Annotated in this window: 11 protein-coding genes; 6 read left to right on the top strand and 5 right to left on the bottom strand. The window is 71.3% G+C overall.

Annotated elements, in window-relative coordinates:
- The first annotated feature begins 23 nt into the window (after positions 1-23).
- Positions 24-98, top strand: coding sequence for a hypothetical protein (locus tag AC07GB_RS21030; RefSeq protein ID WP_467095488.1), 75 nt, complete (start codon positions 24-26; stop codon positions 96-98).
- 170 nt (positions 99-268) lie between these two features.
- On the opposite strand, the gene AC07GB_RS21035 is transcribed toward AC07GB_RS21030, so the two are convergent.
- From AC07GB_RS21035 to AC07GB_RS21050, 4 genes are all read right to left on the bottom strand, one after another.
- Entirely contained in the window at positions 269-925 is a 657-nt protein-coding gene (locus tag AC07GB_RS21035; protein WP_478847577.1) for a DUF2567 domain-containing protein, read from the bottom strand.
- Between the two features lie 68 nt (positions 926-993).
- Positions 994-1,815 carry an ABC transporter permease gene (locus AC07GB_RS21040; protein WP_478847579.1) on the bottom strand — a complete coding sequence of 274 codons (822 nt, stop codon included), beginning with the start codon at positions 1,813-1,815 and terminating at the stop codon, positions 994-996.
- A gap of 43 nt (positions 1,816-1,858) precedes the next feature.
- The gene (locus AC07GB_RS21045) at positions 1,859-2,896 is read right to left on the bottom strand and encodes an ABC transporter ATP-binding protein (RefSeq protein ID WP_478847581.1); all 1,038 of its coding nucleotides are present in this window, start codon (positions 2,894-2,896) and stop codon (positions 1,859-1,861) included.
- Positions 2,897-3,024: 128 nt separating this feature from the next.
- Complete coding sequence (locus AC07GB_RS21050; protein WP_478847583.1) at positions 3,025-4,245, bottom strand: NYN domain-containing protein; 1,221 nt, start codon at positions 4,243-4,245, stop codon at positions 3,025-3,027.
- A gap of 312 nt (positions 4,246-4,557) precedes the next feature.
- On the opposite strand from AC07GB_RS21050, the gene AC07GB_RS21055 reads away from it, so the two are divergent.
- Positions 4,558-4,737: a hypothetical protein gene (locus tag AC07GB_RS21055; protein WP_172384029.1), complete on the top strand. Its 180-nt coding sequence runs from the start codon at positions 4,558-4,560 to the stop codon at positions 4,735-4,737.
- An 81-nt stretch (positions 4,738-4,818) separates the two neighbouring features.
- Here the strand turns inward: AC07GB_RS21055 and dnaE are convergent, their stop codons facing one another.
- Complete coding sequence (dnaE, locus tag AC07GB_RS21060; RefSeq protein WP_478847585.1) at positions 4,819-8,358, bottom strand: DNA polymerase III subunit alpha; 3,540 nt, start codon at positions 8,356-8,358, stop codon at positions 4,819-4,821.
- A 234-nt stretch (positions 8,359-8,592) separates the two neighbouring features.
- Here dnaE and AC07GB_RS21065 point away from each other — a divergent pair, with 234 nt between their 5' ends.
- From AC07GB_RS21065 to AC07GB_RS21080, 4 genes are all read left to right on the top strand, one after another.
- Positions 8,593-9,933: a DUF2252 domain-containing protein gene (locus AC07GB_RS21065; RefSeq protein WP_478847587.1), complete on the top strand. Its 1,341-nt coding sequence runs from the start codon at positions 8,593-8,595 to the stop codon at positions 9,931-9,933.
- Between the two features lie 91 nt (positions 9,934-10,024).
- The gene (locus AC07GB_RS21070; protein WP_478847589.1) at positions 10,025-10,711 is read left to right on the top strand and encodes a hypothetical protein; all 687 of its coding nucleotides are present in this window, start codon (positions 10,025-10,027) and stop codon (positions 10,709-10,711) included.
- A 43-nt stretch (positions 10,712-10,754) separates the two neighbouring features.
- Positions 10,755-11,573: a thioredoxin domain-containing protein gene (locus AC07GB_RS21075; RefSeq protein ID WP_478847591.1), complete on the top strand. Its 819-nt coding sequence runs from the start codon at positions 10,755-10,757 to the stop codon at positions 11,571-11,573.
- Between the two features lie 128 nt (positions 11,574-11,701).
- On the top strand, positions 11,702-13,378 hold the full coding sequence (locus tag AC07GB_RS21080) for an alkaline phosphatase D family protein (protein WP_478847659.1): 1,677 nt from the start codon (positions 11,702-11,704) through the stop codon (positions 13,376-13,378).
- Positions 13,379-13,384 lie beyond the last annotated feature (6 nt).

A 13,384-nucleotide genomic window follows, 5' to 3' on the forward strand; every position in this document is an offset into this window, starting at 1 on the left:
GTTCCTCGACTAGGACCACACCCATGTCGAAGAAAACGCGGAAGCGGAAGTGGCGGGTGCGCAAGTCCAAGTCGAACCACGGCCGCCGCCCGGCCTAGGCCTCGCGGCACGCCCCGAGAGCGGCCCGCGGCAGGAATCCGGCGCGCACCGGCACCATCCAGCCCGTCCGGCGTTTGAGGACGAGGCGCGGAGCGCCGATGAGAGCGGGGGCCCGGGGGCGGCAGCCACCGGTTCGGGGAGGGGCGGGCCTGGGGCGCCTCGCGAGAGGTCAGGCCTGCTCCTGCTGGGCCCCGTAGGAGGAGAACGGCTCCGGATCCCGGGGCCCGAAGAGCGCCGTGAGCACGAGGTGCACGATCATCGCGGCGACGGGCCACGCGAGCAGCACTCCCTTCGCGTTCAGCTCCATCGGCGCGTCGAACACGACCCCGCGCCCCACGGACTTGGCGTGCGCCACCACGTCCGTGTCGGGCCCGAACCACACGCCCACCTTCCAGGCGAGCACCGCCCCGAGCAGCGCCCCCGCGGCGAGCCCGACGACCAGCGGGATGCCGCCACGGCGCCGCAGGAGGAAGACGACGAGCGCGCTCACGAAGCCGAAGGCGAGCCCGAGCAGGGTGAACGTTCCGTCGACCCCGATGGCCTGCTCGCCCTCGGTGTCCTTGAGGTAGACCGCCTGCTTGTCGGCGATCAGCGGCACCCGGGGCGCCAGCCACAGCCACAGCAACCCGAGCAGCACCCCGCTGACCGCCACCGCGGCCGCGATCACCGCGGCCTGCCCGATCTCACGCTTCATGCCGGGCTCGCCCTCCTCGTGCCAGGTGTCGGCCTCGGACCCCGGCAGGTGCGCGGAGGCCTGCGGCGCCTGCCAGGGGTTGTGCTCGGGCTCGGGCTGCGGCGGTTGGGAGGGCGTCAGCGGTGCGGTCACGCACACATGGTGCCAGCTCCACCTGAGAACCGCGCCACCGGACGTACGCGGGAGGGGCGCGGGAAGGGTCAGCGCACGGCCGCGCGCCGGTAGGCCCACGTGGCGACGGTGAGCGAGACCACGCCGACCACCGCGCACACCCCGAGGTCGAGCAGCACGACGCCCCAGTCGGGGTCCCCGCGGAAGGTTCGGGCGAGCGCCTCGACCCCGTACGTGGAGGGCAGCAGGTCGCGCGCGTACTGGAGGAGCCCCGGCATCCGCTCGGCCGGCAGGACGCCGAGCAGGAGCGCCGCCGACATGCCCATCTGGCCGAGCAGCGTGGCCAGTTCCGGCCGGGGCGCGAGCAGCCCGAGGGCGGCGCCGAGCCCGGCGAGGGCGGCACCGGCGAGCGGGATCACCGCGGCGAGCACCCACAGGTGCGTCAGCGGCAGGCCGAAGAGCCCGCAGCCGACGACCGCCGTGACGACGGTCCCGGGCACGGTGAAGGAGGCGTACGCGGCGGCCGCGCCGAGCACCACGGCGGCGGGCGGCACGGGCAGCGTGGCGTAGTGGTCGAGCCCGCCGTCGCCGCGCAGCTGGCCGAAGTACTGGGCGAGCAGGTTCAGCGCCACGAAGGCCACGACGAGGACGGACGAGCCGGCCACGACCGCGTGGGCCTCGCTGCCGCCGTCCACGACCCCGCGCATGAGGATCATGATGCCGACCGACTGGAAGGTGGCGACGAAGAGCAGCGGGATGCGCGCGACGCGGGCCCGCGACAGCTGCGCGCGGTAGACCGCGGCCAGGGCGGGAAGCATCCGGGCCGGCGGGCCGAGCGGCGCCGCCGCGTCCTCGGCGGCCGCGCGGTCGTCCTCGGCCCGGATCACGGCCTCCAGGGGCACGGCACTCAACGGACAACCTTCCTGACGTCCCAACGCTTCACGGCTCGGTCCCTCACGCCTTCACCAGCCCGTCCCCGCCGCGCCCGCCGAGGGCCAGATACACGTCCTCAAGGCTGGGCGTGGCCAGCGTGAAGTCGTCGAGCGCGGCGAAGGCGCCGCCGCCCGTGACCGCCGCGACGGCCGCCCTGGCCTCCTCCGGCGCGAGCCGCAGCGTCCAGCGGCGCCCGGACTCCACGGCGGACGACCGCAGCGCGGCGACCTCCGGGACGTCGACGGGCGCCCGCTCCCGCCATACAAGCTCCACCCGCACCTCGCCCGCGACCTTCTCCTTCAGGCCGGTGGGCGTGTCGCAGGCGATGACCTTGCCGTGGTCGAGCACGGCGACGCGGTCGAGCACGGTCTCGGCCTCGATGACGTTGTGCGTGACGAGCAGGACGGTCGTGCCGCGCTCGGCGCGGCGCCGGTCGACCGCGCTCCACACCGCGCGCCGCGCGACCGGGTCCATGCCGGTCGTCGGCTCGTCGAGCACGAGCAGCCCGCGCTCCCCGACGAGGGCGGTGGCGAAGCAGGCGAGCCGACGCTGGCCGCCCGAGAGCTTCTTCAGGGGCCGGGAGGCCAGCGGGGTGAGCCCCAGCTCGTCGAGGACGTCGTCGCGCTGGGCCCGCGCGCGGGCCGTGTCGAGGCCGCGCAGCCGCGCGGTCGTCTCGACGGCCAGGGACACGGTCAGCTCGTCGAGCGCGGTCGTCTCCTGGCCGAGGTAGGCGAGCAGCCGCGCGGCCCGCTCCGGGTGCCGCACGATGTCGTGGCCGAGGACCTCGACGCTGCCGCTGTCGGGGCGCATGAGGCCGGTCAGCTGCCGTACGAGGGTGGACTTGCCCGCGCCGTTGGGCCCGAGGAGCCCGAAGATCTCGCCGCGGCCCACGCGGATGCCGACGCCGTCGCTGGCGCGCACCTCGGGCGTGGCGGGCCTGCCGCGCCTGCCGCGGGCGGCGGGGTAGACCTTGACCAGATCGCGCACCACGCAGACGGCATCGCTGCCGTGCCCCTGCCGGAGCCCCCCTCGGACTGCCTGTGCCGCGCGCGTACTCACGAAGGACGAGGGTACGGGGTCGGTGGGGCGGCGGGGCGCGCGGGGCGGGCCTCACGCGTCCGTCCGGGCGCGCCCCGAGCCCCCAGAGGGGTCTTATCCAGCCCTCGTACGGGCCCGCGCGAAACCCCTCACTCCGCGGCGGGCGCGTGCTCGGCGGCGGTACGAACGTCGATTTCCCGCCAGAATCCGGCACGGATCGCATAGCGGTCGTGCTCGTCGATCTGATCGTCCTTGTGGGCGAGCAGGCCGAAGCGGGCGGCGTACCGCAGCAGTTCGCCGTCGACGCGGTGCGGGATGCGCGGGTACATCGTGGACAGCTTCTGGAGGCTGTGCTGCTCGGGCAGGCGCGCCATCCAGCGGCGCGCGAAGACCTGCCCCACCTCGTACGGATCCCCGCCGACGGTGGTGATGTCCTCCTCGCGGTCGGCCCAGCGCTGCTCGGCCGTGGTGAGCTGGGCGAGCGTGGGCAGCGCCGCGGCCTCGGCGGACTCGGCGGGGGTGCCGGGGCGGTCGATCCAGCCCTTGTCCGAGGACCAGCGCAGGGTCGCGCTGGTGTGCTCCTTGCCGGCCTGGACCGGGCCCGGGCCGCGCAGGGCGGCGAGGTCCTTGGGGGTGGGGACGCCCTTGGCGGCCCGGTCGCCGTTCTCCTGGGCCCGCGGGGAGGCGGCCGCGTGCTGGGCGGCGGGCTGCTCGGCGGGCTCGGCCGCGGCCGCGGAGAGGGCGGACTCGGGCAGCGGCGCGGAGAGGATCGCGGCGATCTCGGGCCGTGGCACGGGCGGCGGGGCGCAGACGCCGCCCAGCTCCTTGGCGCGGACGGCCTTGGTGATCCAGGCGCGGTCGAGGACGCGCCGCTCGTCGGCCTCGGCGACGAGGTCCTCGGACTGGTTGTAGTCGCCGTCGGCGGCCTGGACGGCCCACAGGTGGACGGCGACGCCGTGCTCCTTGGCGGCCATCATGCCGGGCAGCAGATCGCCGTCGCCGGTGACGAGCACGACGTCGGAGCAGGCGCGGTTGCGGGCCAGCTCCGTCAGCTCGGCGTGCATCGCGGCGTCCACGCCCTTCTGCGCCCAGCGCCCGTCACTGCGGGTCAGGGCGCCCAGGCGGACGGTCACGCGCGGCATCACGCGCAGCCTGCGGTGCTCCGGCTGCGGCACCCGGTCGGGCGCGCCGTCGAACCAGTAGATGCGCAACAGGGGCCGCTCGGTGTCGGACTCGGCGCGCTCGCGCAGGCCCTGGATGAGCGCGGCGTGATCGACGGTGATCCTGGACCGGGACGGCTCTCCCGCGAGGAGGCTCGCGGCGGCTCCCAGCAGATACCCGGCGTCCACCAGGACTACGCAGCGGTCCACGCGATCCACCCTCTTTCCAGGTTGCCCGGCTTGCCCGGCCTTGCCCGAAAGCTCCCCACGCGTGCCCCGAACGGTCTCACAGGTGCACGGCCGTGGACCTGCGGTCCTGGGGGTCACTTCGGGTTCGCTTCGAGTCTGCCCGACCTCGCGGAGGTTAACGGCTCGAAACTCGATCTTCGGCGTGGCGTATCCGCTCCGTACCCTCCGGCAGCCCCTATTACGCACGGTGAGTGCCCGAAATGCGTGATTGTCACGCATATGTGAGTCTGGTCGCGTCCTGGCCCCCCGATCCTTCTCAGGAGGAAGATCAATATGGCCAAGAACAAGAACCGCGACCGTAACCAGCAGCAGAAGGGCGGCCAGGCCGCCGAGCGCGGCCGCGAGGAAGCCCAGAAGTCGGCCATGGAGGCACAGGCCCAGCCCCAGGCGCAGGCCCAGGGCAGCCCTGCGGACGTCGCCCGCAAGCACCAGCGCCGCTTCGGCCACAACTGACGCGGGCTCAGGCACACCTGAGGGGCGCACCCGATACGGGTGCGCCCCTCTGCCGTGCCGTGTGCCCCGGGGGCGGGGCGGTCAGCCCGTCAGGCAGGACGGGCCGAGCAGCACCTTCAGGTCACCGAAAAGGGCCGGGTCCGGCTTCACCCGGTGCCGGTCGAGCCGTAGCACGGTGGTCTTCTGCGCCCCCTGGAGCTTGATCCGCACCTCGCTGTTGCCCTTGTGGTGGCTGAGGATCTCGCCGAGACGGGTGACCATCGGCGGGCTCACCTTGACCGTCGGGATGGTGATGAGGACCGGGGCGTTGGTTCCCGCGTTCGACAGGTCGGGGACCTGGAGCTCCATCGCGACGAGCCGGGGCACGTCCTCGCGCTTGTCCAGGCGGCCCTTGACGAAGACCACGGCGTCCTCGACGAGCTGGGTCGACACCAGCTGGTACGTCGCCGGGAAGAACATGCACTCGATCGAGCCCGCGAGGTCCTCGACGGTGGCGATGGCCCAGGCGTTGCCCTGCTTGGTCATCTTGCGCTGGAGGCCGGAGATGATGCCGCCGATGGTGACGACCGCGCCGTCGGAGAAGTCCCCGCCGGTGAGCTGCCCGATGCCCGCGTCGGCCTTGTCCGAGAGCACGTGCTCCAGGCCGAAGAGGGGGTGGTCGGACACGTACAGACCGAGCATCTCCCGCTCCTGGGCGAGCAGATAGGTCTTGTCCCACTCGTCCTCGGAGAACTCCACGTCCAGGCCGAAGCCCGGCTCGCTCGACTCGTCCTCGCCCATGCCTCCGAAGAGGTCGAACTGGCCCTCGGCCTCCTTGCGCTTGACCGCGACCACGTTGTCGATCATCGGCTCGTACTGCGCGGTCAGGCCCTTGCGGGTGTGCCCCATGGTGTCGAAGGCGCCGGCCTTGATCAGCGACTCCGTGGTGCGCTTGTTGCACGCGGCGGCCTCGACCTTGTCCAGGTAGTCGGGGAAGGAGGCGTACTTCCCCTTGGCCTTGCGGGAGCGGATGATCGCGTCCACCACGTTCGTGCCCACGTTGCGGACCGCTTCGAGACCGAAGAGGATCACGTCGTCGCCCTGGGCGGCGAAGTTGTGCACCGACTCGTTCACGTTCGGCGGGAGGACCTTGATCCGCATGCGGCGGCATTCGTTCAGGTAGACGGCCGACTTGTCCTTGTCGTCCTTCACCGAGGTGAGCAGCGCCGCCATGTACTCGGCCGGGTAGTTCGCCTTCAGATACGCGGTCCAGTACGTGACCAGGCCGTACGCGGAGGAGTGCGCCTTGTTGAACGCGTATCCGGCGAACGGGACCAGGACGTCCCACAGAGCCTGGATCGCCGCGTCCGAGTAGCCGTTGGCGCGGGCGCCCTTCTGGAAGAGGACGAAGTTCTTCTCCAGCTCCTCGGGCTTCTTCTTGCCCATCACGCGGCGGAGGATGTCGGCCTCACCGAGCGAGTACCCGGCGATGATCTGGGCGGCCTTCTGCACCTGCTCCTGGTACACGATCAGGCCGTAGGTGAGACCCAGGGTCTCCTTCAGGGGCTCTTCCAGCTCCGGGTGGATCGGGGTGATCTCCTGGCGGCCGTTCTTCCGCTCCGCGTAGTTGGTGTGCGAGTTCATGCCCATCGGGCCCGGGCGGTACAGGGCCGAGACGGCGGAAATGTCCTCGAAGTTGTCGGGCTGCATCTGGCGCAGCAGCGAGCGCATCGGGCCGCCGTCGAACTGGAACACGCCGAGCGTGTCACCGCGGCAGAGCAGTTCGAAGGTCTTGGGGTCGTCGAGCGGGAGGTCGAGCATCTCCAGGTCGATGCCCTTGTTGGCCTTCACCATCTTGACGGCGTCGTCCATGATGGTGAGGTTGCGCAGGCCCAGGAAGTCCATCTTGAGCAGGCCGAGCGACTCGCACTGGGGGTAGTCCCACTGCGTGATGGTGACGCCGTCGGTGTGCCGCACCCAGATCGGGGCGTGGTCGATGATGGGCTCGCTGGACATGATCACGCCGGCGGCGTGCACGCCCATCTGCCGGACCAGGCCCTCGACGCCCTTGGCGGTGTCGATGACCTTCTTCACGTCCGGCTCGTTCTCGTACATCCCCCGGACCTCGCCCGCCTCGCTGTAGCGCGGGTGGCTGGGGTTGGTGATGCCGTCGAGGTCGATGCCCTTGCCGAGGACGTCGGCGGGCATGGCCTTGGTGATGCGGTCGCCCATCGCGTACGGGTAGCCGAGGACGCGGGCGGAGTCCTTGATGGCGTTCTTCGCCTTGATCTTGCCGTACGTGCCGATCATGGCGACCTTGTCGGCGCCGTACTTCTCGGTCACGTACCGGATCACCTCGACGCGCCGGCGCTCGTCGAAGTCGATGTCGACATCGGGCATCGAGATGCGCTCGGGGTTGAGGAACCGCTCGAAGATCAGTCCGTGCGTGATCGGGTCGAGGTCGGTGATGCCCATCGCGTACGCCACGATCGAGCCGGCCGCGGAGCCTCGGCCCGGGCCCACCGCGATGCCCTGCTTCTTGGCCCACATGATGAAGTCGGCGACCACGAGGAAGTACCCCGGGAAGCCCATCGAGATGATGGTGTCCATCTCGTACTCCGCCTGCCTCTGGCGGTCCTCGGGCACCCCGCCCGGGTAGCGGCGCTCCATGCCGCGGCGGACCTCCTCCTGGAACCAGGTGACCTCGGTGAAGCCCTCGGGGATGTCGAACTTCGGCATGAGGTCGCGCTTCTCGAACATGCCGGTGGTGTCGATCTGCTCGGCCACCAGGAGGGTGTTGCGGCAGCCCTCCTGCCAGGCGTCCGAGGAGTCGACGGCGTACATCTCGTCCGTGGACTTCAGGTAGTAGCCGGTGCCGTCGAAGCGGAAGCGGTCCGGGTCCGAGAGGTTCTTGCCGGTCTGGATGCACAGCAGGGCGTCGTGGGCGGTCGCCTCGTGCGCGTACGTGTAGTGCGAGTCGTTGGTGACCAGCGGGGGGATGCCGAGCTTCTTGCCGATCTCCAGGAGGCCGTCGCGGACCCGGCGCTCGATCTCGATGCCGTGGTCCATCAACTCCAGGAAGTACCGCTCCTTGCCGAAGATGTCCTGGTACTCCGAGGCGGCCTTCAGGGCCTCGTCGAACTGGCCGAGGCGCAGCCGGGTCTGGAGTTCGCCGGACGGGCAGCCGGTGGAGGCGATGAGCCCCTCCGACCACTGGGAGATCGTCTCCTTGTCCATGCGGGGCCACTTCTGGAGCCAGCCCTCGGCGTACGCGTCCGAGGACAGCCGGAAGAGGTTGTGCAGGCCCGTGCTGTTCGCCGCCCAGATCGTTTTGTGCGTGTAGCCACCCGAACCGGAGACGTCGTCCCGCTTCTGGTGGGGCTGGCCCCACTGGATCTTGCGCTTGTTGCGCCGGGACTCCGGCGCCACGTACGCCTCGATGCCGATGATCGGGGTGACCCCGGCCTTCTGGGCGCTGTGGAAGAAGTCGTACGCCCCGTGGAGGTTGCCGTGGTCCGACATGGCGATATGGGTCATGCCCATGTCGTTGCACGCCTGGAACATGTCCTTCAGCCGCGCCGCACCGTCCAGGAGCGAGTACTGGGTGTGCACGTGCAGGTGCGTGAAGGGCGGCTTCGACACGGCTTGGGCCTCCAACGGAAACACTGGGCGACAGGCTGCGGGCAGTCTGGGGGGACAGCGGGGAAGTCTAGTCCGGCTCACTGACAGCAAGGTCTGATACTGCGGCGCGCAGCGTCTCGTTGTGGGGTGGCGGTCGGGTGACGGGCGGGCACTCAGGAGTACGGTCGGGCGTTGGAAGAGGGCAGGGGCGAGGAACGCCCGTCCCGCATGTCATGCACCAGGAGGCACCCCGCGATGTCGAGCCCGCAGCCCACCGCTGAGCAGCGCGGCGAGGAGATCCTCGCCGTCTTCGGCACCGCTTTCGGCGAGCTGCTCGCCGCCGACCCCGCGGCGTTCCGGGTGAAGTTCCGGAAGATGGCGGCCTCCGCCTTCGCGTTCTACCGGGGCACGGCCTGCCTCTTCTACCACGACCAGGAGCGCGCGCACGCGGGCGCCGTGAACAGCGGCCCGTACCTGGACGACCGTACGGGCCGGGTGTGGATCCACGGCGACCTGCACGCGGAGAACTTCGGCACGTACATGGACTCCCAGGGCCGCCTGATCTTCAATGTGAACGACTTCGACGAGGCCTATGTGGGCCCCTTCACCTGGGACCTCCAGCGCTTCGCCGCCTCGCTCGCCCTGATCGGGTACACGAAGGCGCTCAGCGACGAGCAGATCACCGGCCTGGTGCGGACGTACGCCGTGGCCTACCGCGGGCGGATCCACGACCTGGCCACGGGCGCCAAGAGCGAGGAGGTGCCGCCGTTCACGCTCGACACCGCCGAGGGCCCGCTGCTCGGCGCGCTGCGCGCCGCCCGCTCCCTGACCCGCTTCGAGCTGCTCGACTCGATGACGGAGATCCGTGACTTCGAGCGCCGCTTCGCGCCGGGCGGCGGCTCCATCGAGCTGGACGCCGCCACGCGCTACAAGGTCCTCGCGGCCTTCGACGGCTATCTGGAGACCCTCCCGGAGTCCTCCCTGACCCGCCCGGACTCCTACCGCGTGAAGGACGTCGTGGGCCGCCGCGGCATCGGCATCGGCTCCGCGGGCCTCCCCTCGTACAACATCCTCCTGGAGGGCAACAGCGACGCGTTGGAGAACGACGTCGTGATCTACCTCAAGCAGGCCCAGACCCCGGCCGTCTCGCGGCACGTGACGGACGCCTCGATCCGCGAGTACTTCCAGCACGAGGGCCACCGCACGGTCATCTCGCAGCGCGCCCTCCAGGCGCACGCCGACCCCTGGCTCGGCTGGACCGAGCTTGACGGCGCGGGCCAGCTCGTCGCCGAGGTGTCGCCGTACGCGGTCGACCTGGACTGGTCGGACATCGACGACCCGGAGGAGATCGCCGCGGTGGTCGCCGACCTGGGCCGGGCCACCGCCACGATGCACGCGGCGGCGGACGACGAGAGCGGCCACTCGGACCTGGTGCCGTTCTCCACGGAGCGGGCGATCGACGCCGCGATCGCTGCCGACGAGGAGGGCTTCGCGGACCTCCTCGTGGACTTCGCCCACGGCTACGGCGCCCGCGCGCGTGCCGACCACCAGATCTTCGTCGACCTGTTCCGCAACGGCCGGATACCGGGGCTGTAGGCGCCCCGCCGCCCCGCGGGGCCGCCGGGCCCGATTCACAGGGACCCTTTAGGGGTCCCTTACGGCGGCCCATGGGACACTCGCTTCCGCGATGGACATATTCGGGACCCAGCTGAGAGTCGTGCGCGCGGCGCTGTTCACGACGGTCGTCGTGCTGCTCTCCGCCGCGTCCCACGTGTTGCTGTCCCGGGCCCCGCTGCCGCTGACCACATGTCTGGCGATCACGGCCGTCGTCTACGTCATCGCGTACGCCCTGGCCGGGCGCGAGCGCGGCTTCGGCAAGATCGCCGCGCTGCTCGTCCCGCTGGAGCTGGCCGCCGACACGGTCTTCACCACCGGCCAGCACGTCTGTTACGGCCAGGCGGGCGGCCCGGTCGCGGGCCCGCTGCGCTCCTTCGGCGTCGACATGCTGTGCGGCGGCGACGTGGGCACCCCGCTGGCCCGGATGACGGGCGGCGAGCAGGTGCGGGGCGCCGCCGCGCTGCTCGCCGACGCCGACCCGGCCGCGGCCTGGCTGCTGCTCGCCGCGCACGTCGGCGTCGGGCTCGCCGCCGCCGCCTGGCTGCACCGGGGCGAGCGCGCCCTCGCCCAGCTCCTGCGCGCCGTGGCCGCGGCCACCTTCCGGCCGCTGCTTCTCGCCCTCGCCGTGGTGAGCGCCCAGGCCGCTCCGGAGCGGCGCGCGCCGCGGCCCGTGCTCCGGGCCCGCGCGGCGCGCACCCGGCTCTTCGTGCACTGCGTGGGACGGCGTGGACCGCCGTACTCGGCCGCTGTCGCCTGAGTACGCACGTCCACACGTTTTCCGACACCCACGGAGTACCACCATGAGCAAGCGCAACAGCCAAGCCGCCAAGCAGGCCGCCCGCGAGCGGATCCGCGCCCAGCAGGAGGCCGAGCGCAAGCGCGAGAAGCGCAAGCGGTCGGTCATCGTCGGCGCGTCCATCGTCGGCGTTCTCGCCATCGCCGGCGGCATCAGCTACGCCGTCGTCCAGGGCAACAAGCCCGGCTACTGGGACGAGGCCAAGGACCAGAAGCTGGTCAAGCCCGCCAACACCTCGGGCAAGGACGGCACGACGGTCATTCTCGGCAAGGCGAGCGCCAAGAAGACCCTGAAGGTCTACGAGGACCCGCGCTGCCCGGTCTGCGCCGGCTTCGAGCAGGCCGTCGGCCCGACCGTCGAGAAGGACCTCAAGGACGGCAAGTACAAGGTCCAGTTCGTCGGCGCCACCTTCCTCGACAGGACCTTCCAGGGCGAGGGCTCGCGCAACGCGATGAGCGCGCTCGGCGCCGCCCTGAACGTCTCCCCCGACGCCTTCCTCGCCTACAAGAAGGCGCTGTACTCCGCCGACAACCACCCCGCCGAGTCCGACGACAAGTTCAAGGACGACGCGTACCTGCTGAAGGTCGCCAACGAGGTGCCCGAGCTGAAGAAGAGCGCGGCCTTCAAGAAGGCGGTCGACAACGGCACGTACGACCGCTGGGCCCTGGCGATGTCCGACGCGTTCGACGACAACGAGGACGACGTCGACGGCACCCCGGCCTTGGTCGTGGACGGCAAGCAGCTCAAGGGCGCCGACGGCCGCAACGCCCCGATGACGCCCGAGGAGTTCAACAAGGCCGTGGACAAGGCCCTGAAGGCCTGATCAGGAGCTATCACGCAAGCGCAGTAGGCGACTTGTGAAAGAGCGGGCGAACTTTTCGAGGGCGCCCGCTCTTTCGGCGTTACCGGTCCGTAGGGTGCCTCCTCGTGACCAGTCGAATAGACAACAACGTGCCCGCGGCCGCCGAGGACTCCGAGAGACCTCCGGCCGCCGCGCTCGCGCCGCGCCGCCGGACCGTCGTCAAGGCCGCGGCCGCCACCGCCGTCCTCGCCGCTCCGCTCGCGGCCACCGCGCCCGCCCACGCCACCGAAGGGCCCGCCTTCCTGCACGGCGTCGCCTCCGGGGACCCGCTGCCCGACGGCGTCCTGCTGTGGACGCGCGTCACGCCGGTCCCCGACGCGGTGCCCGGCTCCGGCAAGGGCCCCGACGTGCAGGTGGGTTGGGAGGTGGCCGAGGACAAGGGCTTCACCCGGGTCGTGGGCCGGGGGACCACCACCGCGACGGCGGCGAGCGACCACACCGTCAAGGCGGATGTAAGGGGCTTGCGCCAGGCGACCACCTATTACTACCGCTTCTCCGTAGAGGGCACTTCCGCGGTGCGCTCCCCCGTCGGGCGGACCCGCACGGCCCCCGCGCACGACGCCGCCGTGCCCGGCGTCCGCTTCGGTGTGGTCTCCTGCGCCAACTGGGAGGCGGGCTACTTCTCGTCGTACCGTCACCTCGCGGCCCGTACCGAGCTGGACGCGGTCCTGCACCTGGGCGACTACCTGTACGAGTACGCGTCGGGCGGCTACGCCTCCACCCGCGGCCTCGTGCGCGAGCACCGGCCCCGGCACGAGATCGTCACGCTCGCCGACTACCGCGAGCGGCACGGCGTCCACAAGACCGACCCGGACGCCCTGGCGATGCACGCCACGCACCCGGTCATCGCGATCTGGGACGACCACGAGGTCGCCAACGACACCTGGTCCGGCGGGGCGGAGAACCACCAGCCCGAGACCGAGGGCCCCTGGTCCGCCCGCGTGGCCGCCGCGAAGCAGGCCTACTTCGAGTGGATGCCGGTCCGCCCCTCCACCGAGGGCACCGTCTACCGCCGCATCCGCTTCGGCAAGCTGGCCGATCTGCACCTGCTCGACCTGCGCTCGTTCCGCTCGCAGCAGGCCAAGCCCGGCAGCGGCGCCGTGGACTCGCCGGAGCGCACCCTCACCGGGCGCGCCCAGCTCGACTGGCTGAAGGCGGGCCTCGCCTCGTCCGACGCCGCGTGGAAGCTGGTCGGCACCTCGGTGATGATCTCGCCGGTGGCCTTCGGTTCGCTCCCGGCGTATCTGCTCGCGCCGCTGGCCGAGCTGCTCGGGCTGCCCAAGGAAGGTCTGGCCGTCAACACCGACCAATGGGACGGCTACACGCACGACCGCAAGGAGCTGCTCGGGCACCTGCGGGACAAGGGCGTCAAGAACACGGTGTTCCTGACCGGCGACATCCACATGGCCTGGGCGAACGACGTGCCCGTCACGGCCGCCACGTACCCGTCGTCGCCTTCGGCCGCGACGGAGTTCGTCGTCACGTCCGTGACCTCCGACAACGTCGACGACTACCTGAAGGTGGCGCCGCACACGCTGTCGCTCGTCGGCGTCGCCGCCGTCAAGGCCGCCAACCGCCACGTGAAGTGGCTGGACATGGACTCGCACGGCTACGGCGTCCTCGACGTGACCGCCGAGCGCTCGCAGATGGACTACTACGTGGTCTCCGACCGCAAGGACCCCAAGGCCACGTCGTCCCGGGCCCGCTCGTACCGCACGCTCAGCGGGACGCAGAAGGTGGAGCGGGTGCGCGAGCCGCTGCGCTGACCGCTC

Source organism: Streptomyces sp. NPDC045778 (assembly GCF_056431945.1).

What these genes read in the sequence shown, in the direction of transcription:
- AC07GB_RS21055 (WP_172384029.1), top strand. Translation starts at nt 4,558, where the DNA reads ATGGCCAAGAACAAGAACCGCGACCGTAACCAGCAGCAGAAGGGCGGC.
- AC07GB_RS21065 (WP_478847587.1), top strand. Translation starts at nt 8,593, where the DNA reads ATGTCGAGCCCGCAGCCCACCGCTGAGCAGCGCGGCGAGGAGATCCTC.
- AC07GB_RS21070 (WP_478847589.1), top strand. Translation starts at nt 10,025, where the DNA reads ATGGACATATTCGGGACCCAGCTGAGAGTCGTGCGCGCGGCGCTGTTC.
- AC07GB_RS21075 (WP_478847591.1), top strand. Translation starts at nt 10,755, where the DNA reads ATGAGCAAGCGCAACAGCCAAGCCGCCAAGCAGGCCGCCCGCGAGCGG.